Here is a 21,169-nt window from a genome sequence, read left to right on the forward strand (position 1 = left end):
GACGTCGATCGGCGCGCGGGAGGCTCGGCGGGTATCCCGACCGAGCCGGCAGGAGGTCCCCCCGTGCCCGATCCCACCGTCCACACCACACGCCACACCGTCGACGTGAGCGCACCCGTCGACGCGGTGTACCCGATCATCGCCGACGTCACCCGCTGGCCGTACACGTTCGCCCCCACCGTCCACGTGGACCTGATCGAGCGGGAGGCCGACGGGCCGCAGCACCGCGAACGCCTACGGCTGTGGGCCACCGCCAACGGCGTGGTGCGCTCCTGGGTCTCCCGGCGCACGCTGACGCCCGCCGAGGGCCGGATCACGTTCCGGCAGGAGGTGTCGGCAGCGCCGGTGGCCTCGATGGGCGGCGAGTGGCGGCTCGAACCGACCGACGGCGGCACCCGGGTCGTCCTGCTGCACGACTACTCCGTGGTGGACGACGACCCCGAGGCCGCCGAGTGGGTGGCGCGGGCCGTCGAGCACAACAGCACCGCCGAGCTGGCGGCGCTGCGCGCGGCGGCGGAGTCCGCCGAGGACGGCACCCTGCTCTCCTTCGCCGACGAGGTGTACGTGGCCGCCCCGGCGCAGGACGTGTACGACTTCCTCTACCACGCCGACCGGTGGCGGGAACGGCTGCCGCACGTGGCCCGGGTGGAGCTGACCGAGGACGAGCCCGGCGTACAGATCCTGGAGATGGACACCGTCGCGCCGGACGACAGCGTGCACACCACCAGGTCGGTACGGGTCTGCTTCCCCGCCGACCGGATCGTCTACAAGCAGACGGTGCTGCCGCCGCTGCTCGCGGCGCACACCGGCACCTGGACGCTGCGCCCCGACCGGGAGGGCGTGGTCGCCACGTCGCAGCACACGGTGGTGCTGCGCCCGGATCGGGTGACCGCGTTGCTCGGCGACTCGGCGACCCTCGCCGACGCCCGGGACCTGGTCCGCCGCTCGCTGGGCACCAACAGTCGTCGCACGCTGGAGCAGGCGCGGCGACACCTGCAACCGGTCGCCGACTGAGAGCGGGCGCGGCGGGCCGACCGGCCCGCCGCGCCCGTCACGCTGCTCAGACCCCGGTCGCCGTCCGGTTGACGTAGTCCAGCAGCGACCGTGGCGTGTCGCAGCTCTCGACCACCTCGTCCGGCAGCGTCACGGCGTACTCGCGCGAGATCCGGGAGACCGTCTCCAGCAGGGCGAGCGAGTCGAAACCCAGCTCGACGAAGGGGGTGTCCAGGATCTCGCGATCCAGGTCGACGGAGTCGTCCTCGCCGGCCGAGGCGCGCAGGATGCGGCGCAGGTCGTCGAGGTGGAGCGGCTGGTCGGCGGTCATGGGCGTCCTTTCGGGTCGGTGTCGGTCCGGGTCACGGGGCGACGCGGCGGAGCACGGCGGCGGCGTTGAAGCCGCCCCGGCCCCGGGCCACCACCAGCACGTGGTGCAGCGGCAGCGACCGGGGCTCGCCGGTGACCAGGTCGATCGGGCAGTCGGGGGCGGGAGCGTCCACACCGACGGTGTGCGGCGCGACGCCGTCGCGGATGGCGAGCAGCGCGGTGGCGAGATCCAGTGCGGCGGCACCGGCCTGGAGCCGGCCCACCGTGCTCTTGGGCGCGGTGACCGGCACCCGCCGTGGCCCGAACACCTCCGCCAGGTCGGCCGCCTCGGTCCGGTCGGCCGCGCGGTCACCGGCGCCGTCGGCGAAGACCAGGTCCACGTCTGCGGGCGTGATGCCGGCGTCGCGCAACGCGCCGGTGACCGCCCGGCGCAGCCCGGTCGCGGGCACACCAGCCGGGTCGAACGTCGCGGCGTAGCCGGCCAGGTCGCCGTAGATCCGGGCGCCCCGGGCCCGCGCGGATTCCGCGTCCTCCAACACCAGGTGCGCGCCCCCCTCGCCGGGCACGGCACCGTCGGCGTCCGCGTCGAACGGCAGGTACGCCCGTCGCGGGTCGGTGCGGGTGCTGAACCCGCCGGTGCTGAGCCAACCGGCGAGGCCGAGCGGGCAGAGTGCGCCGTCGACGCCGCCGGTGAGCACCACCGGGGTGCCCCGACGGATCTGCCGTCGCGCGTGCCCGATCGCGTCGAGCCCGCCCGCGTGGTCGGTCACCAGGGCGGCACCTGGCCCCCGCAGGTTGTGCCGGATCGAGATCTGGCCCGAGTTGACCGCATAGAACCAGGCGAAGGACTGGTAGGCGCTGACGTGGCTGCCGCCCTTGCTCCAGAGGTTCTCCAGTTCCCGCTGCCCGAACTCGAAGCCGCCCATCGAGGAGGCGGTGGCCACGCCGACGTCGTACCGGACGCCCTCGACCGCCGGCACCCCGGCGTCGGTCAGGGCCTGCTCGGCCGCGTACAGGCTGAGTCGGGTCATCCGGTCGGTCTGGGGCAGCAGCCGGCCCGGCAGGTGCTCCTCGGCGACGAAGTCGGGCACCTCACCGGCGACCCGCAGCGGGTAGCCGGTGGCGTCGAAGCGGGTGATCGACCGGATGCCGCTGCGCCCCTGCACGGTGGCCCGCCAGTACGCCTCGACGTCGAGACCGGTGGGCGCGGCCACGCCGAGTCCGGTCACAACCGGGGCGTTCACGCCGCCCGCCGATCGGGCCGGGCCAGCACCACCGCGCTCTGGAAGCCGCCGAATCCACTGCCGACGCTCAGCACCGTGTCGGTGCGGTGTTCGCGGGCGACGTTCGGCACGTAGTCGAGGTCGCACTCGGGGTCGGGGACGTGCAGGTTGGCCGTGGGCGGCACCAGGTGGTGCTCCATCGCCAGCGCACAGGCCACCAGCTCCAGCGCACCGATCGCGCCGAGCGAGTGCCCGATCATGGACTTGATCGAGCTGACCGGTACCCGGTAGGCGTGCTCGCCGAGGCTGCGTTTGAAGGCCGCCGTCTCGTGCCGGTCGTTCTGCTTGGTGCTGGACCCGTGGGCGTTGACGTAGTCGACCTGCTCGGGTGCCAGGTGCGCCTCGGTCAACGCCACCCGGATCGCCTCGGCCATCTCCACGCCGTCGGCGCGCAGGCCGGTCATGTGGTAGCCGTTGCAGCGGCTGCCGAAGCCGGCGACCTCGGCGTACACCGGTGCCCCCCGGCGGCGGGCGTGCTCCAGCTCCTCCAGGACCAGCACCCCGGCGCCCTCGCCGAGCACCAGGCCGTTGCGGGTGGAGTCGAAGGGACGCGACGCGTGCTCCGGATCGTCGTTGCGCGGGCTGGTGGCCTTGATCGCGTCGAAGCAGGCCAGGGTGATCGGTGAGATCGGCGCGTCGGTGCCGCCGGTGACCACCACGTCGGCGCTGCCCTCGCGGATCAGCTCGGCGCCGTGCCCGACCGCGTCGAGGCCGGAGGTGCAGCCGTCGGAGACCAGGGCGACCGGTCCCTGCGCGCCGACGACGTGTGCCACCTCGGCCGCCACCGCGCTGGGCACGAACCAGTCGTAGAGCTGCGGTACCGCGTACGTCGGGTCGACCAGCCAGGACCGGCCGCCGTCGCTGAGCACGACGTACTCCCGCTCCATGCTGGTGGTGCAGCCGACCGCGCAGCCCAGCGACACCGCCACCCGGTGGCCCTGTTCGCCCGGCAGGTCGAGTCCGCTGTCCGCGACCGCCTCCCGGGCGGCGACCACGGCGAACTGCGTGGCCCGGTCCATCCGCCGGGCCTCCTGTGGGCCGAGCCCGGCCTCGACCGGGTCGAAGTCGCACTCGGCGGCGATGCGCGAGCGGTAGGGCGACGGGTCGAAGGCGGTGATGCCCCGGGTTGCGGTGCGGCCTGAGGAGAGCAGGTCCCAGAACTGCTTGACGTTGCTACCACCCGGGGCGACGGCCCCGAGTCCGGTGACGACCACGCGACGGCTCATGCTCCGACGGTCGCAGCCGGTGCTCAAGCGACGGTCGAGCCCTCCTGGAAACGGAGGCCGCCCACGGCGGTGTGAGCCGTGGCGACGGCGGCCAGGTCCGCGTCGCGGCTGCCGGCGTGGGCCGGGAGCGCGGCCAGCGCCACGCACCGGCCCTGCCGCACCGCCGGGTGGCGGCGGGCCAGCGCGGTGAGCCCGTGCGGCGCACCGGCCTCGACGAGCACCTGCGGCGCCGTGGCCAGCAGGGCGTCCAGCGCGGCGCCGAACTGGACCGGTGCGGCCGGTTGGGCGGCCCAGTAGGCCGGGTCGGTGGCCACCTCGGCGGTCATCAGGCGGCCGGTGTAGCAGGAGTACAGCGGCAGGCGCGGCGGGCGCAGCGGCAGCGAACGCAGCAGCGGTTCGGCGCGCGCGGCGGCGACGGCGAGCGACGGACTGTGGAACGCGGTGGTCGACCGGGCCCGGCGGCAGGTCACGGCGTCGGCGCGCAGTCGCTGCTCGACGTGGGTCAGGGGCGTCTCCGGGCCGGCGAGCAGCAGTTGCCCCGGCCCGTTGACCGCGCCGACGACCACCCCGTCACCGAGGTACGGCCGCACCTGGTCGGGGGTGGCCGCGACGGCGAGCATGCCGCCGGGCGGCGCGTCGGCGAGGTGCCCGAGCCGGTCGCGGAGCACGCGTGCCGCGTCGGGCAGGCTCAGCACGTCGGCGAGCGTCGCCGCCACCATCTCGCCGACGCTGTGGCCGAGCAGGGCCACCGGCTCCGGGCCGTCGTCGAGCAGCGTCCGCCCGAGTCCCCAGCCGATCGCGAAGAGCAGCGGCTGCGCGCGACGCAGGTCGTCCAGGGGTACGGCCGGGTGGTCGGTGAGCCAGTCGGCGCGGATCGCGTCGCCCTCCGGACCCCAGAGCGCGAACACCTCGTCGGCGTGGCGGCGGAAGCCCGGGTGTCCGTGATAGAGGCCGACCGCCATGCCGGGTCGTTGGGCGCCCTGGCCGGGGAGGAGCAGGGCCACGCGTCGGGTCGTGGGTGCGGACATGCCCCGACCGTCGCACCTGTCACTTGAGGGCGGCTCAAGGCGTACCCGCTCGACGGGTTCTCGAGTCCCGGCCGAGCACGGCGCGCGACCGTGGCGGTACGCGACGGCGGTGCCGAGGCGAACCCCCGGCGCGCTCCGCGCCATCGCCCGCCCCACGACCGGCCGGCGATCCGCCGCCGGACCGACGCCACGAGCGACGATCCGGCGGCGGTGGACGCGCGGCGCCCGTCGCGATCCGGTGATCCGAGGGAGCGGCAGACAGATGCGATTCGACGGAATCCGGGTGGCCGGCGTGGCCGCGTACGTGCCGGGGCGGACGCGGGTCGTCGACGCGGTCGCCGACGGCCGGTGCAGCCAGCGGCTCGCGACGCAGACCGGCCTGGACGCGGTGAGCGTGTCGACCGAGGAGTCCGGGCCGGAGCTGGCGGTACGCGCCGCCGAGCTGGCCGTCAAGCGCTCCGGGCACACCCCGGACGAGGTGGCGCTGCTGCTGCACGCCACCGTCTACCACCAGGGACACGACGTGTGGGCGCCAGCGTCCTACATCCAGCGGATGGTGCTCGGCAACCGCTGTCCGGCGATGGAGGTCCGCCAGCTCTCCAACGGTGGACTCGCCGCCCTCGACCTCGCGGCGGCGTACCTCACCGCCGCGCCGCGACGGGCCGCGGCGCTGCTCACCACCGGGGACCGCTTCTGCCCACCGGGCTTCGACAGGTGGAACAGCGACCCCGGCACCGTGTACGGCGACGCCGGTACGGCCCTGGTGCTCTCCCGGCACACCGGGTTCGCGCGCCTGCTGAGTCTGGTGACGGTCTCCGAGCCGGACCTGGAGGGTCTGCACCGTGGCGACGACCCGTTCGGCGCCGCGCCGCTGGCCCAGCGACAGCCGGTGGACCTGGACGCGGTCAAGAAGGCGTTCGTCGCCCGCACCGGGGTGTCGTACAGCATCAGTCGGGTGGTGGCCGGTCAGTCGGAGGCGGTGGACCGGGCACTCGCCGAGGCGGGACTGCGCTTCGCCGACGTGGACCGGTACGTGTTGCCGCACTTCGGGTTGCGCCGGCTCACCTCGTCGTACCTGCGGCCGTGGCAGGTGGACCGGGCCGTCACCACCTGGGCCTGGGCCAGCACGGTTGGCCACCTCGGGGCCGGCGACCAGTTCAGCGGGCTCGCGCATCTGGTGGAGACCGGGACGCTGCGCCCCGGCGAGCGGGTGCTGCTCGCCGGGGTCGGAGCGGGATACACGTGGACCTGCGCGGTGCTGGAGATCGACGAGGTGCCGGGATGGGCGGGGTGAGTCGCGGTACGCCTCAGGCCGCCGCCGGGTTGACCGTGGACCGGTCGACCCCGCTGGACTCCAGGTGCCACTTGGTCAGGATCCGGCGGTACGTGCCGTCGGCGATCAGCCGGTCCACCGCGGCCCGCAGCGGTTCGGCGAGACCGGCGCCCTTGCTGGTGGCCAGGCCCACGTCGCGGCGGCCCAGTTCGCCGACGAAACGCAGCCCGGGCTGCTGGCTCGCGGCGTAGCGCAGCACGCTGGAGGTGCTGACCAGGATGTCGACGTGGCCCTCCCGCAGGGCCAGGAAGTGCGCGGCGGCGTCGCTGTAGGTGCTGATCTTGTACGGTTTGCCGGCGTCGACGCACACCCGCTCCCGCTGGCGCAGGTCCTGCTCGAAGGTGCTGCCCACGCCGGTGCCGATGGTCAGCCCGCACAACTGGGACACGTCGGTGACCTCGCGCAACGAGCTGTCGTCGCGGACCATGAAGCCGGTGCCGTCGGTGAGGTAGACGGTGAAGTCCAGCACCTTCTTGCGTTCCTCGGTGACCGCGAAGTTCGCGGTGCCGACGTCGAACCGGCCGGCGGTCAGCCCGGTCAGCAGCGACGCGCCGCTGACCTGCTCGCGGCTGACGGTCAGGCCGAGGACCCGGGCGGCGGCGTCGGCGATGTCGATGTCGACGCCGCGCGGCGGGCCGCCGTCCTGAGGGTGGAAGGCGATCGGCGGGGTGCCCACCGCCGAGCCGACGGTCAGCCGACCCCGCTCACGGATCTCGGCCGGCAGCAGCGCCGCGATGTCCGGTGCGGCCTGCACCTGCGACACCACGTCCTGGGCACCGAGGTCGGCGGGGGCCTCCCCACCGGTGGGGGCCGGCGCGGCGTGGACGCACCCGGTCAGCAGGCCGAGCACGGCGGTCGCCGTCACGGCGACCATCCAGCGGGTGTGACGCGACAAATGCACCTTCGTCTCCTTCAACGGTTGAGGATGGTGGCGAAGAACCGCGCGGTGCGCTCCTCACGAGGGCGGTCGAGCATCGTGGCGGGCGGCCCCTGCTCGACGATGCGACCGCGGTCCATGACGACGATCTCGTCGGCGACCTCGGCGGCGAAGCGCAGTTCGTGGGTGACGATCAGCATCGTCATGCCGCCCGACGCGAGGTCGCGGACCACCGAGAGCACCTCGCCGATGAGTTCCGGATCCAGCGCGCTGGTCGGCTCGTCGAAGAGCATGACCTTGGGACGCAGCGCCAGGGCGCGGGCGATGGCGACGCGTTGCTGTTCACCGCCGGACAGCTCGCGCGGGTAGGCACGCTCCTTGTGCGCCAGGCCGACCCGGTCCAGCAACTCGCGGGCGCGGGCGACGGCCGCGTCGCGGGGCAGCCGCTGCACCGCGATGGGCGCCTCCACGAGGTTCTGGACGACGGTGAGGTGCGGGAACAGGTTCAGCGCCTGGAACACCATCCCGACCTCGGTACGGTGCCGGGCCAGCAGCCGTGGCGACGCCTCGACCAGTCGGCCGCGTCGCAGCACGTGGCCGACCGGACGGCCGTCGACCAGGACCATGCCGGCGTCGGCGCGTTCGAGACGGTTGACGCAGCGCAGCAACGTGCTCTTGCCCGAGCCGGACGGGCCGACGACGCAGGTGACGGTCCCCCGGTCGACGGTGAGGTCCACGCCGTCGAGCACGGTGGTGGCGCCGAACGCCTTGCGGACGCCGACGAGCTGCACCATCGGCCGGAGCGGGTCGTCGTCGTGCACCGTGGCGCTCACCGTTGCGCTCCGTCGGCCAGGGCACGCAGGCGGGCGCGCAGGGGCAGGCCGTTCCGGCCGCTGCCGCGTCCGAAGTAGCGTTCGAGGAGATACTGAAGTCCACTGAGGATGGTGGTGAACAGCAGATACCACAGCGTCGCCACCAGCAGCAGCGGAATCACCAGGTAGTTGCGGTTGTAGATCAGCTGGACGGAGAAGAGCAGGTCCTGTCCGGCGATCACGCTCACCACCGAGGTGCCCTTGAGCAGCGCGGCGGCCTGGTTCGCCGAGGGCGGCACGATGGCCCGCATCGCCGGTGGCAGCACGATGCGCCACAACGTCCGCGTCCGCGACAGTCCCAGCGCCTGGGCCGCCTCGGTCTGCGATTTGTCCACCGACAACAGGCCGGCGCGCACGATCTCGCTGGCGTGCGCCGCCTCGTGCAGGGTCAGCCCGATGACCGCGGCGAGGAAGCCGTTGATCAGACCTCGGGTCTGCACGTCCAGCAGGGTCGGGCCGAACGGCACCTCGACGGTGATGCGAGGGTAGAGCAGCGAGATGTTGTACCAGAACAACAGCTGCACCAGGATCGGCACGGACCGGAACAGCCAGGTGTACCCCCAGCTCACCGACGACAGCAGCAGGCTGCCGGAGAGCCGCATGACCGCCAGCAGCGTACCCAGGGCGAAGCCGCCGACCAGCGCGATCGCGGTGAGCAGGAGGGTGATCCGGAGCCCGTCGAGGATCACGTCGGCGGTGAGGTACTGGGCCACCACGTCCCACTGGAGTGCGGGGTTGCGGGCCAGGTTCTGGAGTGCGAACAGCAGCACCACCAGTCCGGCCAGCGCGGCGACCCGGCGGCTGCGCCGGTACGCGGGTGGGGCGGGCGGGGCGGTGAGGTAGGTGTCGGTCGGTACGACCGTGTGGGTGGCCACCGGTGGCCGTCAGAACCGGGGCAGCACGTGCGTGGCGAACAGCCGCAGGGAGCGGGCGGCCTGCTCGTACGGGACGTTGCCGGACACCACCTGCAGGCTCAGCGTCACGTCGCCGAACCACTCGCGGATGTTCTCCACCGCCGCGATCACCTGCTCCGGTGAGCCGACGAGGGCCTTGCCGGCGGCGACCTGCCGGTCGAAGTCGCCCTTGCCGACCCGCTCCACGATCTTCTCGTAGCCCGGGTAGTCGGTGCTGCGGGTGTGCGCCCAGGCCGACACCGCGTCGGCGAGCGTCCGGTGGGACTGTTCGGAGTAGCCGCGCCCGAGCCTGCGCGCCTCGTCGGGATCCTCGGCCAGGAACGCGTTGTAGCTCATGTGGACGTCCTCGTCGGTCGGGGTGAAACCGTTCGCCGCCGCGGCCTTGCGGTACAGCGCCAACACGTCCTGCACCTGTTCGCGCGAGTTGATCGAGGGCACCAGCATCACGCCGTGGCCGTTGCGGCCGGCGGCCTCGGCCGACTCCGGCGACTTGGCGGTGGCCACCAGGATCCGGGGGTGCGGCTGCTGCACCGGCCGGGGCAGCAGGGTGACCGGGCCGAAGCGGTGGAACCGGCCCTCCCACACCGCGTTCTCGGTGGTCCAGAGCAGCGTGCAGGCGGCCACCCCCTCATCGAAGCGGGCCCGGCTCTCGTCCAGCGGTATCCCGAACGCGTGGAACTCGTCGGGCAGGAACGCCCGGCCGAAGCCGACGTCGAGCCGTCCACCGGAGATGCCGTCGAGCATCGCGAGCTTGCCGGCGAGCTTGACCGGGTGCGTGAAGGCGGGCAGCACCGCGCCGGTGACCAGGCGTATCCGCTGGGTGCGGGCGGCCGCGGCGGCGAGGAAGGTGACCGGGTCCGGGCTGTAGCCGCCGTACGGGGAGAAGTAGTGCTCGACGGTCTTGACGTGGTGGAAGCCCAACTCGTCGGCCAGCTCCGCCAGCCGCAGGCTCTCGGAGAAGTACTGCCCGGCCGGTTTGTCCTGCGGGCCGACGGTCGGGAACAGGTTGATGCCGAACTTCATGCCAGCTCCCTCGGGTTCGGACGGGCCACGGCCGGTACGACCGTGGCGGCGTCGGACCAGGCGCGGTACGTCCCGCGCCGGTACAGCAGTGGGGCGTGCCCGGTCACCGTGACCGCCTCGACCAGGCCGACGACCACGGTGTGGTCGCCGAGCGGCACCGCGTGTCGCACGGTGCACTCGGCGTGGGCGGCGGACGCGTCGTCGAGGCGTGGCGCGCCCCGGGCTCCCGGCGACCCCGTCCAGGGCACGTCGGTGAACTTGTCCGCGCCGCTGCCGGCAAACCGGGCGGCGAGGTCACGCCGGTGCCCGGCGAGGTAGTTGACCGTGAAGGCGCCGCTACGCAGGATCCGGGGCAGGGTGCGGGACCGTTCGTCCAGGCAGACCAGCAGCAGCGGCGGGTCCAGCGACACCTCGCACACCGCGCTGGTGGTCAGCCCGGCCGGTTCGTCGCCGTCCAGGGTGGTCACCACCGCCACGACGCCGGGTACCGTGCCGAACAGCGCCCGGAACGTGGACGCGTCGACCGCCATGCGTACCCCTCCCACCCGCGCGCTGCTGCGCGGACGGCCCGCGCTCCGCCGACACTGGCGGTCCTCGCTAGAGGCCAGGTACACCGACGCTGGAGAGATCGACACCGGCCTCCGCGAGGCGGCGGCGCAGCAGTGCGGTCGCGTTGCGGTGCAGCGGGAAGTCCGCACCCGGCGGCAGGACGCCGCCTGCCTCCAGCAGCCGCACCACCCGGGCGGTGACGACGCAGAACCGGAACGCCGCGTCGACCTCGTGGTACGCCAGGTGTTCCAGCGGGCGGCCCAGCAGCCGGGCGTAGTACGCCACCGTCTCGGCGCGGGTCGGCAGGCCGGGCAGGCGCGCGGTGCCGATGCCGGCGCTCAGGAAGCGGTCCATGTGCAGGAACCAGGCCAGGTCGCTCTCGGGGCGGCCGACGTCGGTCAGCTCCCAGTCGAGCAGGGCGGCGGGCCGGTCTCCGGCGAAGACGACGTTGCCCAGACGGGCGTCACCCCACAGCGGCGCGGGCGCGGCCGGCGCCGGTGGCCGGTGGGCGCGCAGCCACGCCAACGCCGCCGCGACGGCCGGATTGCCGTCGGCGCCGAAGTGGTCCAGGTGTCCGGCATAGAACTCCGGGTCACCGGTGGGTGCGGCGGTGACCGGCAGGGTCGCCGGGTCGAGGCGGTGCAGCCGGCTCATCGCGGCGAGCGCCCGCCACCACACCGCCCGCTGCCGCGCGGGCGTCGCGTCGGCGAGCCAGCCCTGGCGGTGGTACGACGGCAGGTCCGCCGGCACCTCGCCGGCCACGCGGACCATCACCACGAACGGCGCGCCCAGCGGCTGCGGGTCGGGTTCGTGGCCGAGCACCGGGGCCACCGGTACGGCGGTGTCGGCGAGCGCCACCTGCATCGCGACCTGTTCCCGCCAGCGCAGGTCGGGAAAGATGCGGTGCCCGGTCGGTGCGACCCGAACCGCGAGCGGCACGGTGCGCTCCCGGCCGTGCGCACGCCACCTGGCGTCGCAGAGCAGGATCTCGGCGGAGAAGCCGGCGGTGCGCGGCACGGTCACCGGGCCCACCACCACGTCACGCACGGGCAGGGCGTCCCGCAGCCACTGCGCGAGCCGGGTACGGGTCAGTTCGGGGTCACGTTGCACGGGTATCGGCACGGGACCGCCTCCGATCAGGATGTGCCACCGGGTGGCGTGGGAACGAGGAAGGGCCGCCGACCGGCGTCGAGCGCGCAGAGCGCGTCCAGGCAGAGCACCGGCGCGGCGGGCGGGGGAGGGTCGAGCCAGGCCGCGCCCGTGCGGACGGCCTGGTGGAGTCGCCGCAGCGGCTCCGAGGGCGGGACACCGAGGTCGCGGCGCAGCGCGGCGGAGAGCCGTTCGTAGACCCGTACCGCGTCGGCCTGCCGGCCGCTGCGGTGCAGCGCGATGATCAGGCTCGCGTGGATCGGTTCGCTGAGCGGATGGCGGCCGGCCAGGGCGGTGGCCGTCGGCACCACCTGCCGGTGTCGGCCGCAACGCAGCTCCGCCTCCAGGTAGCGCTCCACCAGCAGCAGCCGCCACTGGTCGAGGTGACCGGCGATCTGCTGGGCGACGGGGCCGGTGCGGACGTCGGCCAGCACGGCACCGCGCCACAACGCGAGCGCTTTCCGCCACGACCGGGCGGCGCGGGTCGGGTCGCCGGCCGCGGCCCGCTCCTCGCCCTCACGCACCCGCGCACGGACCACGCCGAGGTCGGTGTCGAGCGGGTCGACCCGCAGCCGGTAGCCGCGCTCGCAGGTGACCACCCGCGCCGGCACGTCGGCGTGCGCCAGCACCCGGCGCAGGTGCATGACGTACGTCTGGAGGGTGGTCGCCGCGCTGCGGGGCGGTTGGTCGTGCCACAGCTCCCGCATGCAGGTGGTGGCCGGCACCACCTCGTCGGCCCGCAGCACCAGCAGACCGAGCAGTTGTCGTTGCTTGGGCGCGGTGGGTCCGGCGTCACCGCCGGGGCCACCTACCCGCAGGCCACCCAGGACGTCGATGGTCATCGCCGGACCTCCCGGTCGAGACGGTGGCTCCAGCCGGAACCGAGCCCGGTTGGGCTCACTGGGGGCGGTGACCCCGCCGTGCGACCGGAGGTGAGATGACGGACCAGCCAGGAGCCACGCTGGTGCCGGTGGCACCGGACGTGTACGCGTACGTGCAGCGGCCGGGCGGCTGGTGTGTCGGCAACGCGGGCATCGTCGTCGGCACCGACCGCGTCGTGGTGGTGGACACCGCCGCCACCCGGGACCGGGCCCTGGCGCTGCTCGCGCAGGTACGCCGGGTCGCACCGGACCGTCCACACGTGGTGGTGAACACCCACCATCACGGTGACCACGTCTTCGGCAACTGCGTCTTCCCGGCCGACGCCGAGATCGTGGCGCACGAGCAGGCGCACGCCGAGATGGCACGGACCGGGCTGGCCATGCGCGAACTCTGGCCCGACGTGGACTGGTCCGGGATCCGGCTGCGCCTGCCCGACGTGACGCTGCGCGAGCAGCTCACCCTGGACCCCGGCGGGGTACGCGTCGAGCTGATGCACGTGGGCCCCGCACACACCACGAACGACGTGGTGGTGTGGCTGCCGCAGCGTCGGGTGCTGTTCGCCGGTGACGTCGTCTTCTCCGGACGCACGCCCTTCGTGCTGATGGGATCGGTGACCGGGTCGCTGGACGCGCTGGCACGGATCCGGGCGCTGCGACCCCGCGTGGTGGTGTCCGGGCACGGTGAGGTGAGCGGGCCGGAGGTCCTCGACGCCACCGAGGCATACCTGCGCTGGCTGCGGGGCCTGGCCCGGCAGGGCGTCGCCGACCGGCTGCCCGCGTTGGCGGCGGCCCGGGGCGCCACCGGGCATCCGTTCGCCCAACTGCCGGAGGCGGAGCGGCTCGTCGCCAACCTGCACCGGGCGTACGCGGAGGAACGCGGCGAGCCGCCCGGGGCGTACCTGTCGTCGCGGCCGGTCGTCCGGGACATGGTCCACCTGCACGGCGGTCCGCTCGTCACGTCGGTGTAGCGGCGGGCGGCGACGGTCGGTGCGCGGCACCGGCCACGACACGGCCGGACCGGTGGTCCGGCAGACGCGGAAGGGAGTTCTCATGGTCCTCAAGGGAAAGGTCGCGGTGGTCACCGGCGGCACCGCCGGCCTGGGCAGGGTCATCGCGCGGGCGCTCACCGACGCCGGCGCCACGGTGGTGTCCGCGTCGCGTGGCGCACCGGAGGGCGGGGACCGGTTCCCGGTCGACGTCACCGACCGGGCCTCCGTCGACGCGCTGGTGGCCGGCGTGCAGGACCGGTACGGCGGGTTGGACATCCTGGTCGCCAACGCCGGGATCAGCCGACCCGGTCCGCTGGTCGGCCTGCCGGTGTCGCAGTGGGACGAGGTGCTCGCCACCAACCTGACCGGCGTGCTGCACTGCGTACAGGCCGCCGCGCCCCTGCTGCGGGCCTCCGGCGCCGGGCGGGTGGTCACGGTCTCCTCGTTGCTGGCCCGACGGCCGATCGTGGGGGCGGGCGCGTACAGCGTGTCGAAGGCGGCGATCGAGACGTTGACCCGGGTGCTCGCCGCCGAGCTGGGTGGCGACGGCGTCACCGTCAACGCCGTCGCACCCGGTGTGGTCGACGAGGGCATGGGTCGCCAGATCCTCGCCAACGACCGGCTCTGGGGTCGGCTGCGCGGTTCGCTGGCCTCGGGCCGGGCCGCGACCGGTGACGAGGTCGCCCGCGCGGTGCTCTTCCTCGCCTCGCCGGACAGCTCGTACGTCAACGGGCACGTGCTGCACGTCGACGGTGGCCTGGACTACTAGCCCGGATGCCGCGCGGCGGCGGTCCGGACCGGACCGCCGCCCCGGCTCAGGTGCCGTCATGGGCGACGTGGCGACGGCGGACGAACCAGCCGTCGCCACGCCGTTCCAGGACGTCCTCGGCGGTGGTGCTGAGGTATACCCGCGCCTCGCCACCGCCGCGCGAGGTCTCGAACACCGTCGCGTAGTAGCGGGTCCGCACCGTGTCCTCGCCCGCCGGTTCGGCCGTCACGGCGCCGTACCAGTGCCGGCGGACCAGCCCGCGCTCGGCGATGCTGTCGATCCCCCGGCGCATCGAGGCGGCGATCGCGGAGCGGCCCCGGCGCGGTTCGGGCTTCACGTTCTGCGCGAACTCGCCGTCCTCGGTGAACTGGTCCGCCCACTCCTCCGCCCGTCCCTCGTCCAGGAGCTGGAAGTGCCGGGCGTAGAACTGCAGGATCTCGGCGTACGTGCGGGCGTCGATGGCGGGCGGGCGGGTGCGGGCGGGCTCGGTGACCGGCATGGCTGCCTCCTTCGCGACGGTGACGGTGACGGTGGTCAGTTGACGAGCAGGTGGTGCACGCTGCGGTCGACGGACGACGCGGCGGGCAGGTCCAGCGCCGGTTCGGCGCGCAGCACGGCCCGTTCCAGGCGTTGCAGTCGCCGGGACGGCTCCAGCCCGAACCGCTCGCCGAGCGTGGTACGCAGCTGCCGCAGCACGGCCAGCGCCTCGGTGGTGCGACCACTGCGGTACAGCGCCAGCACCAGTTGGGCGCAGAGGTTCTCATGGGTGGGATGCCGGCGTACCAGCGTGCGCAGCTCGCCCAGCAGCTCGCGGTGCCGACCGATCCGCAGGTCGGCCTCGACCCGCTCCTCCTGCACCGCGAGGTGCACCTCGCGCAGCCCGTCGAGACGACCCCGCAGGATCGGACCGGCCTGCACGTCCACCAGGGCCGGGCCGCGCCACATGTCCAGCGCCGCGCGCAGCAGCCGGGCCGCCTCCGGGTACCGGCCGGCGGCGAGTGCCTCGCTGCCGTCGCCGGCCACCCGCTGGAAGTCCTCCAGGTCCAGCTCGCCCGGCTCCAGGTGCAGGGCGTAGCCGCGTTCCCGGGTGACGATGCGCCCGCCCCCCGGCGGCTCCGCCTCCAGGCGCAGCACCCGGCGCAGGTTCATCACGTACGTCTGGAGTGTCGAGTGCGCGCTGTGCGGCGGTTGCTCACCCCACAGCTCGTCGACACAGTCGTCGATGGTGACGACGGTGTTGGCGTGCAGGAGCAGGAGTGCGAGCAACTGCCGTTGCTTCGGCGCGCTGGGCAGTCGCCCCGGCATCATGGTCAACGGACCCAACACCTTGAACCGCATGTCTCCCCCTTGTCGCGCGTTGTCGCAGCGACCAGGACTATGCCGAGGAGCCCTTTCGATCCCCTTACCGCCGAACGGTCCCCAGCTCACTGACCTCCTAAAACCTATTGAAAAGATAGGCTTTACCTCCGGAGTGCCCCGAGCGTCGAGAGGTGAGGAGGGGTCCCCTGCTATACACCAGGCGTTAGCCGGGGACCCCTCCTTACATCCCAGCCGCCGCGAGCAGCATGCGGGTGTACGGGTGGTGGGGCGCGGTGGTGACCTGCGCGGTGGCGCCCTGCTCGACGATGCGGCCGTGGTGCATGACCGCGATCCGGTCGGCGAGCTGCCGGACGACGGCGAGGTCGTGGGAGATGAACAGGCAGGCCAGCCCTAGGTGGTCACGCAGGTCGCAGATCAGGTTGAGGACCTTCGCCTGCACCGAGACGTCGAGCGCGGTGACCGGTTCGTCGCAGACGAGCAGGCGGGGACCGAGCGCCAACGCCCGGGCGATCGCCACGCGTTGCCGCTGCCCGCCGGAGAGGTCGCGCGGCCGGCGATCACCCGCCTGTGGATCGAGTCCGACGAGGTCCAGCAGTTCGGCCACCCGCGCGGCCCGGGACCGGGCGTCGCCGATCCGGTGGATGTGCAGCGGCTCCGCCACGGCCTGCCGGGCCGTCTGGCGAGGGCTGAGGGTCAGGTAGGGGTCCTGGAAGACCATCTGGATCTGTCGCCGGTGCGCGCGCAGCTCCCGGCCGCGCAGACGGTGTACGTCCACATTGGCGAAACGGACCACACCCGAGTGCGGGCGGTGCAGCCCGGTGATCACGCGGGCGAGCGTCGTCTTGCCGCATCCCGACTCGCCGACGAGCCCGACGATCTCCCCCGCGTCGACCCGGAGCGTGACCTCCTCGACCACCCGAGGGACGTCGCGGGAGCCGGGATAGCCGGCACTGACCTGTTCCACCCGCAGCATCGCTCAGCCACCGTCCCGTTCACCGGCCGCAGCCGGCAGCTCGGTACGGCCCGGCGCCCGCAGGCACGCCGACCGGTGGCCGATCCGTAGGTCCACCGTCACCGGCACGGGTGTCTCGTGGGCGCAGGCGGGCACCGCGATCGGACACCGGGGCGCGAACGCACAGCCCGGCGCGTCGTCCGGGCCGGCACCGGAGTGCCCCGGCATGGTGCGGAAGCGGGTGCCGGGCGGCACCGCGGGGCGCGGTACGGCGTCGAGCAGGCCACGGGTGTACGGGTGGGCGGGATCGCCGAGCACGGCGTCGCGCGGTCCGGACTCGACGACCCGACCGGCGTACACGACCGCCACCCGGTCGGCCGACCGGGTCACCACGGCCAGGTCGTGACTGACGATGATCATGGACATGTCCAGCTCGTCGCGGAGACGGGCCAGTAGGTCGAGCAGGTGGGACTGCACGGTCACGTCCAGGGCGGAGGTGGGTTCGTCGGCGACCAGCAGGGCGGGCCGCCCGGCGAGCGCGACGGCGATCTGGGCGCGTTGCCGCATCCCGCCGGAGAGCTGGTGCGGGTAGCGCCGGGCGACCGTGGCCGGGTCGGCCAGTCCCGCCAGACGCAGCAGGTCCTCGGTGACGCGACGGGTCGCCGCCCGGCGGCCACCGCGACCGGCGTTGCGGACGGCCTCGTCGACGTGCGCGCCGATGGTCCGCAACGGGTTCAGGGTGGCGAGACTGTCCTGGAAGACCACGCCCACCCGGCGGCCGTTGAGCCGGCGGCGCTCCTGCGGGGCGAGGCCGACGAGGTCGTGGACGTCGGGTCCGATCCGCAGCGTCGCCGAGCCAGAGACGACGGCGCTGGGGTCCAGCAGGCCGAACGGGGCCAGGGCCGAGGTGGTCTTGCCGCTGCCGCTCTCGCCGACGATCGCCAGGGTCTCGCCCCGGGCCACCTCGTAGTCGACGCCCGCGACGACCCGTCGCCGCCCGCCGCCGCGCGGATAGCTGACCACGAGGTCACGGACGGACAGCACGGCGTCGTCCCGCTCGCCGTGAAGTGCGGTGTCGCCGGGAGCGGGAGCCCCGGCGGAGACGGCAGTCCCACCGGGAGCAGGGGACGCGTCGACCGTCGGCGGACGCCGGACGCGCGGGCGCGTGGGGAGCACCCACCGCAGGATCGAGGGGCGTTCGTCGCCGGCCGCCAGGCGTTCGCCGAGCAGGTTGCTCGCGAACACGATCGCGGTGATCGCGATGCCCGGCGGGTACGCCAACCACCAGGCCGAGCCGAGGTGCGGTCGCCCCTCGACGAGCATCTGGCCCCATTCGGCGTACGGTGGCGGGATGCCCAGGCCGAGGAAGCTGAGGGTGGCCACGCCGAGCACGATGGCGCCCACGTCGGTGCTGGCGTAGACCAGGCACGGGCCGAGCGCGGGCGGCAGCAGGTGCCGGCCGAGGATGCGGGCGGGTCCGGCCCCGAGCAGCCGCAGGGCGTCCAGGTGCGGGCTGTCGCGCAGACCGGCGACCCGGGCCCGGGCGATGCGGGCGTACGGGGACCAGGCCCACAGGGACATCGCGATGACGAGATTCTCCGTCCCCGCACCGCGTACGCCCACGACGGCCAGCGCCACCAGCATGCCCGGCAGCGAGACGGCCATGTCGACGACCCGGGCCACGATCCGGTCGACCCGTCCGCCGAGGTACCCGGCGACGGTGCCGACCACGACTCCGACGGTCACCGAGATCGCCAGGACCGCCGCGGTGACGGTCAGCGAGATCCGCGCGCCGTGCAGGAGCCGGCTGAGCTGGTCGCGCCCGAGCTGGTCGGTGCCGAGCAGGTGCTCCGCCGACGGGGGCAGCAGACTCGCCGCCAGGTCGTTGGCGCTCGGGTCGGCCGGGGCGATCACCGGCGCGAGCAGTCCGACGACCGAGAACACCAGCAGTGGCACCGCCACCAGCACGGTCCGCAGGTGACCGGTGATCCTCGGCAGGCGGCTCACGTCGGCTCCCCTCGGGCGGCCGGGACGCGACGCGTCGGATCTCGGCGAGCAGGCGACCGGAGGCCGGCGCGCTGCCCGCGCACGTCGCCGCTGCGCCGCGAGCGCGGGTCGACGAACGCCTGCACCACGTCGGCGAGCCGGTTGGCCAGGATGAACCCGCCGCCGAGCAGAAGCGCACTGGCCTGGAGGGCCGGTACGTCGCGGGCGGCGGCGGCCCGGACGAAGTAGGCGCCGAGGCCGGGCCAGCCGAAGATCTGCTCCACCACGACCGTGCCGACCAGCAGGGTGCCGACGGTGAACCCGGCGACCGACAGGATCGGCCCGGCGGCGTTGGGCAGGCCGTCCCGGAGCACGATGGACAGCGGTGAGCTTCCCCGGGCCTGCGCGGCGAGCACGTAGGGCCGGTCGAGCGCCTCGCGCAGCGTCACGGCCACCACCCGGCTGAGGGCACCGGCCGCGGGCAGGCCGAGCACCGCCATCGGCATCACCCAGGTCGCCGGGCCCGCCATGCCCGAGGTGGGCACCAGGCCCAGGCGCAACGCGAGCAGCAGCACGAGGAGGTAGCTGAGCCAGAACGCCGGTACGGAGGTGGCCAGCAGCGCCCCGACGCGCAGAGTGCCGCGCAGTGGGCCGCGACGCAGCACCGCCCCGGCGACACCGATCCCCACCCCCACCGTCAGGGCGACCACGGTGGACCCGGCCACCAGGCCGAGGGTCACGCCGATCCGGTCGGCGATCTCGGGTCCGATCGGTGTGTCGGTGCGCAGCGACACCCCGAAGTCCCCGGTGACGGCGTCGCGCAGCCACCGCAGGTACCGCATCGGGGCGGGGGCGTCCATGCCCAGTTCGACGCGGACCGCCTCGACCTGTTCGGGGGTGGCCGGGCGGCCGGCCCGGGTCGCGGCCAGCATCGCCGCCGCGTCCCCCCGGGCCAGCAGGACGAGGGCGAAGGTGCCGGCGGAGAGCGCGAGGAGTACGCCGACGGTGTCGACGGTCCACCGCGCGACCAGAGCACCGGCGCGGCGCAGCCACCCGGACTCGGTCACCCGAGGGTGACCCCGCTCAGTTCGAGGTCCACGTCGCTGGGCGGCACGGCGAAGCCCTGCACCCGGTCGCGTACCGCCCACAGGCGCGGCCGGTACGCCAACGGCACGAACCCGACGTCGGCGGCGACGGCGTCGTACAGGCTCTGGTGGGCCGCCGCGCGGGTCGCGGGGTCGCGGGCGTACAGCGCCTTGTCCACCAGGTCCTCGGTCTGCGGGGTGACCCACAGCGGGGCCCTCGCACCGCCGGTGAACAGCGACACGATCGAGCTGGACGGGTCGTACGGTGCGCCGAGGGTCTCGAAGAACGTCAGGTCGTAGCGGCCCTCGGCCCGCTCGTCGTAGTAGGTGGCGGCGTCCACCGGGACGATCTCCACGGTGATGCCCACCTCGGTGAGGGCGGCGGCGATCGCCGCGGCCATGGTGCGCGGGTCGAGTTGTCCCTCGGCCGGGGTGGTGGGGACGAGCAGCCGCAGCGCGAGCGGCGTGCCGTCCTTGACGCGGGTGTCGCCGTCGCGGACGTATCCGGCGGCGTCCAGGACCCGGTTCGCCGCCGCCGGGTCGAATCCGAGCGGCAGGTCGGTGCCGGAGTCCGGCACGTCGGGCGGGAACACCCGCCGGGCCGGCTCGGCATAGTCGAGCAGCAGCGTCCTCGCCAGGGCGGTGGTGTCGACGGCCCGGCTCACGGCCTCCCGGACGGCCCGGTCGCCGGCCGGACCGTCCGGGTTGAACCCGAGCATGATGGAGACGTCCGGTGCGCCGGTGAGCAGCGTGACGCCGTCGCGTTCGCCGAGCGACCTGGCCTCCACCGGGGTGATCGGCGCGAGGTAGGCGCCGCCGATCAGGTCGATCTCACCGTTGGTGAGGGCGTCGGCGCGCGCCTGGGAGTCCGGGATGACACGGAACTCCAGCCGCTCCACCTCGGGTCGGGTGCCCCAGTAGGCGTCGTTGCGGGTCAGCACCGCACCGGTGGCGCTGGTCGAGTCCAGTTTCCACGCGCCGGTGCCGACCGGCTGCCCGAACGTGCCGTCGGCGGCCGCCGACGCCGGGCTGAGCAGCCGGACCGGACGCACGATCGACAGTTCCTGGAGCAGCGGCTCGTACGGTTCGGCGAGGGTGAGGCGGACGGTGTCCGGGTCGGCGGCCTCGACCTCGGTGATCACCTGGGACGCGCGGAAGAAGGAGAACCGCTCGTTGCCCACCCAGCGGTCGAAGTTCCACTTGACGGCGGCGGCGTCGACCGGCGTTCCGTCGGTGAAGCGGACGCCGTCGCGCAGGTCGAACGTGACCTGCCGGCCGTCCTCGGCGACCGTCCAGGACTGCGCCAGCCCCGGTTCCAGGGTGCCGTCCCGGCCGTAGGTCACCAGCGGCTCGTAGAGCGCGTCGAGCAGCAGGAAGTTGCCGGTGAACGCGTGCGGGTCCAGCGCGCCGGACTCGGCGCTCAGGGCGATGCGCAGGGTGGTCGACGAGGCGGTGTCGTCGGCACCGGCACCGCAGGCGCTGGTCAGCGCCAGCGACACGGCGAGGGCGGCAACGAGCGGGCGGGGTCGCGGCACGAGTTCTCCCGGGGTACGTCAGCCGGCGGCAGTACGGTGCCGCTCGATAGGTCTAGTCGGCGGTGCGGCGTACCT

General features: G+C 73.9%; 21 protein-coding genes. 4 read left to right on the top strand and 17 right to left on the bottom strand.

Going from position 1 to position 21,169, the window contains the following annotated elements:
- Positions 1 to 63 precede the first annotated feature (63 nt).
- On the top strand, positions 64 to 1,014 hold the full coding sequence (locus tag ACZ31C_RS19510; protein WP_465796495.1) for an aromatase/cyclase: 951 nt from the start codon (positions 64 to 66) through the stop codon (positions 1,012 to 1,014).
- Between the two features lie 46 nt (positions 1,015 to 1,060).
- Here ACZ31C_RS19510 and ACZ31C_RS19515 read toward each other — a convergent pair whose 3' ends face one another.
- Genes ACZ31C_RS19515 through ACZ31C_RS19530 form a run of 4 tightly spaced genes read right to left on the bottom strand, consistent with a single transcriptional unit; the run spans position 1,061 to position 4,860 of the window.
- Complete coding sequence (locus ACZ31C_RS19515; RefSeq protein WP_465796496.1) at positions 1,061 to 1,324, bottom strand: acyl carrier protein; 264 nt, start codon at positions 1,322 to 1,324, stop codon at positions 1,061 to 1,063.
- 31 nt (positions 1,325 to 1,355) lie between these two features.
- Complete coding sequence (locus ACZ31C_RS19520; RefSeq protein ID WP_465796497.1) at positions 1,356 to 2,567, bottom strand: ketosynthase chain-length factor; 1,212 nt, start codon at positions 2,565 to 2,567, stop codon at positions 1,356 to 1,358.
- The gene (locus tag ACZ31C_RS19525; RefSeq protein WP_465796498.1) at positions 2,564 to 3,832 is read right to left on the bottom strand and encodes a beta-ketoacyl-[acyl-carrier-protein] synthase family protein; all 1,269 of its coding nucleotides are present in this window, start codon (positions 3,830 to 3,832) and stop codon (positions 2,564 to 2,566) included. The genes ACZ31C_RS19520 and ACZ31C_RS19525 overlap by 4 nt, the downstream gene beginning before the upstream one ends.
- A gap of 23 nt (positions 3,833 to 3,855) precedes the next feature.
- Complete coding sequence (locus ACZ31C_RS19530; protein ID WP_465796499.1) at positions 3,856 to 4,860, bottom strand: acyltransferase domain-containing protein; 1,005 nt, start codon at positions 4,858 to 4,860, stop codon at positions 3,856 to 3,858.
- Between the two features lie 262 nt (positions 4,861 to 5,122).
- Between ACZ31C_RS19530 and ACZ31C_RS19535 the strand changes: the two genes are divergently transcribed.
- Positions 5,123 to 6,154 carry a ketoacyl-ACP synthase III family protein gene (locus ACZ31C_RS19535; protein WP_465796500.1) on the top strand — a complete coding sequence of 344 codons (1,032 nt, stop codon included), beginning with the start codon at positions 5,123 to 5,125 and terminating at the stop codon, positions 6,152 to 6,154.
- Between the two features lie 13 nt (positions 6,155 to 6,167).
- Here the strand turns inward: ACZ31C_RS19535 and ACZ31C_RS19540 are convergent, their stop codons facing one another.
- The 7 genes from ACZ31C_RS19540 to ACZ31C_RS19570 form a co-directional block, all read right to left on the bottom strand.
- Positions 6,168 to 7,094, bottom strand: a complete 927-nt coding sequence (locus tag ACZ31C_RS19540; protein ID WP_465796501.1) for an ABC transporter substrate-binding protein — start codon at positions 7,092 to 7,094, stop codon at positions 6,168 to 6,170.
- Between the two features lie 11 nt (positions 7,095 to 7,105).
- Positions 7,106 to 7,864, bottom strand: coding sequence for an amino acid ABC transporter ATP-binding protein (locus ACZ31C_RS19545; RefSeq protein WP_465796545.1), 759 nt, complete (start codon positions 7,862 to 7,864; stop codon positions 7,106 to 7,108).
- Positions 7,865 to 7,899: 35 nt separating this feature from the next.
- Positions 7,900 to 8,817, bottom strand: coding sequence for an amino acid ABC transporter permease (locus ACZ31C_RS19550; protein WP_465796502.1), 918 nt, complete (start codon positions 8,815 to 8,817; stop codon positions 7,900 to 7,902).
- Positions 8,818 to 8,826: 9 nt separating this feature from the next.
- The gene (locus ACZ31C_RS19555) at positions 8,827 to 9,879 is read right to left on the bottom strand and encodes an LLM class flavin-dependent oxidoreductase (protein ID WP_465796503.1); all 1,053 of its coding nucleotides are present in this window, start codon (positions 9,877 to 9,879) and stop codon (positions 8,827 to 8,829) included.
- Positions 9,876 to 10,409, bottom strand: coding sequence for a flavin reductase family protein (locus ACZ31C_RS19560; protein WP_396753033.1), 534 nt, complete (start codon positions 10,407 to 10,409; stop codon positions 9,876 to 9,878). The genes ACZ31C_RS19555 and ACZ31C_RS19560 overlap by 4 nt, the downstream gene beginning before the upstream one ends.
- Before the next feature lie 67 nt (positions 10,410 to 10,476).
- On the bottom strand, positions 10,477 to 11,550 hold the full coding sequence (locus tag ACZ31C_RS19565; protein ID WP_465796504.1) for a phosphotransferase family protein: 1,074 nt from the start codon (positions 11,548 to 11,550) through the stop codon (positions 10,477 to 10,479).
- 14 nt (positions 11,551 to 11,564) lie between these two features.
- On the bottom strand, positions 11,565 to 12,419 hold the full coding sequence (locus tag ACZ31C_RS19570) for an AfsR/SARP family transcriptional regulator (RefSeq protein WP_465796505.1): 855 nt from the start codon (positions 12,417 to 12,419) through the stop codon (positions 11,565 to 11,567).
- A gap of 95 nt (positions 12,420 to 12,514) precedes the next feature.
- Between ACZ31C_RS19570 and ACZ31C_RS19575 the strand changes: the two genes are divergently transcribed.
- Together ACZ31C_RS19575 and ACZ31C_RS19580 are read left to right on the top strand one after the other, a co-directional pair.
- Complete coding sequence (locus ACZ31C_RS19575) at positions 12,515 to 13,426, top strand: MBL fold metallo-hydrolase (protein ID WP_465796506.1); 912 nt, start codon at positions 12,515 to 12,517, stop codon at positions 13,424 to 13,426.
- Positions 13,427 to 13,508: 82 nt separating this feature from the next.
- Positions 13,509 to 14,216 carry an SDR family NAD(P)-dependent oxidoreductase gene (locus tag ACZ31C_RS19580; RefSeq protein ID WP_465796507.1) on the top strand — a complete coding sequence of 236 codons (708 nt, stop codon included), beginning with the start codon at positions 13,509 to 13,511 and terminating at the stop codon, positions 14,214 to 14,216.
- Between the two features lie 46 nt (positions 14,217 to 14,262).
- On the opposite strand, the gene ACZ31C_RS19585 is transcribed toward ACZ31C_RS19580, so the two are convergent.
- The 6 genes from ACZ31C_RS19585 to ACZ31C_RS19610 all read right to left on the bottom strand — a co-directional run bounded on the left by ACZ31C_RS19585 (position 14,263) and on the right by ACZ31C_RS19610 (position 21,094).
- On the bottom strand, positions 14,263 to 14,715 hold the full coding sequence (locus tag ACZ31C_RS19585) for a nuclear transport factor 2 family protein (protein WP_465796508.1): 453 nt from the start codon (positions 14,713 to 14,715) through the stop codon (positions 14,263 to 14,265).
- 35 nt (positions 14,716 to 14,750) lie between these two features.
- Positions 14,751 to 15,554, bottom strand: coding sequence for an AfsR/SARP family transcriptional regulator (locus ACZ31C_RS19590; RefSeq protein ID WP_465796509.1), 804 nt, complete (start codon positions 15,552 to 15,554; stop codon positions 14,751 to 14,753).
- Between the two features lie 202 nt (positions 15,555 to 15,756).
- Entirely contained in the window at positions 15,757 to 16,509 is a 753-nt protein-coding gene (locus tag ACZ31C_RS19595) for an ABC transporter ATP-binding protein (protein ID WP_465796510.1), read from the bottom strand.
- A 3-nt stretch (positions 16,510 to 16,512) separates the two neighbouring features.
- Positions 16,513 to 18,495 (bottom strand): dipeptide/oligopeptide/nickel ABC transporter permease/ATP-binding protein, encoded by a 1,983-nt coding sequence (locus ACZ31C_RS19600; protein WP_465796511.1) that lies wholly within the window; start codon positions 18,493 to 18,495, stop codon positions 16,513 to 16,515.
- Positions 18,492 to 19,541, bottom strand: a complete 1,050-nt coding sequence (locus ACZ31C_RS19605; RefSeq protein WP_465796512.1) for an ABC transporter permease — start codon at positions 19,539 to 19,541, stop codon at positions 18,492 to 18,494. The genes ACZ31C_RS19600 and ACZ31C_RS19605 overlap by 4 nt, the downstream gene beginning before the upstream one ends.
- Positions 19,538 to 21,094, bottom strand: coding sequence for an ABC transporter substrate-binding protein (locus ACZ31C_RS19610; protein ID WP_465796513.1), 1,557 nt, complete (start codon positions 21,092 to 21,094; stop codon positions 19,538 to 19,540). The genes ACZ31C_RS19605 and ACZ31C_RS19610 overlap by 4 nt, the downstream gene beginning before the upstream one ends.
- Positions 21,095 to 21,169: the final 75 nt, after the last annotated feature.

This window comes from Micromonospora sp. NPDC023869 (assembly GCF_055559695.1).